The sequence below is a fragment of the Hymenobacter crusticola genome (genome assembly GCF_002154225.1).
In the GTDB taxonomy this organism is placed as follows: Bacteria; Bacteroidota; Bacteroidia; order Cytophagales; family Hymenobacteraceae; genus Hymenobacter; species Hymenobacter crusticola.
Genome location: NZ_MTSE01000129.1, coordinates 1 through 662, shown reverse-complemented (window position 1 = coordinate 662; position 662 = coordinate 1). Strand labels below are relative to the sequence as shown.

The window sequence follows — 662 nt, the reverse complement described above, 5'->3', positions numbered from 1 at the left end:
AGGGCTGGAAGAGGACGGCAAACGCATTGAGGGCAACTTCCAGCGCATTCGAGCCGGGATTGAGGCCATTAGCCAAAAAGCGGGCGGGCTGACTTTCAGCACCGAAGCCGACAAGCAGCAACTCCTCGAATTAGATCGGCAACTGCGGACGCTGGCGCAAGCTAAGCAGGAGCAGAAACAGCAGGACCGAGACCGCATTGCTACCCAAAAGCAGTTGACGGACACCACCAGTTTGTATGTGCGCGAACTCAAAGCGCAGCAGACCGCCTTGAAGCAGGCCTTCAACGTGGGCGATCTGGACGGGCTGAAACGGGCGGCTCTAAACATTCAAGCGCTTAAACAGGACTCGGAACAGCTCAGCCGGGCCGTGCGGGGTACGTCCTCGGAGTTCACCAATGCTAAGGGCAGCTACAATGCAGCCGCCGCGGAGCTGGCGAAACTACGGGCGGAATTACGTGCTATTGGCGGTGGGCTGGATGATGCGGGCAAAGGATTCAGCTCAGCCAATCCCAGAGTTCAGGAGTTGCAGGAGCGGATTGGCAAGCTGGATTCTCAGTTAAAGGCAGCGGATAAATCCATCGGCCAGTCGTATCGCAACGTCGGGAATTATGCGGACTCCATCATCGAAGCGGTTCGGGCGCTGGAGCTAGAGAAAACGAGTC

The 662-nt window shown here is 57.6% G+C and carries 1 protein-coding gene; it reads left to right on the top strand.

Annotation, left to right across the window (positions count from 1 at the left end):
- Positions 1–662: hypothetical protein (locus BXP70_RS30230; RefSeq protein WP_179197914.1), on the top strand; the 662-nt coding region annotated here is incomplete at both ends.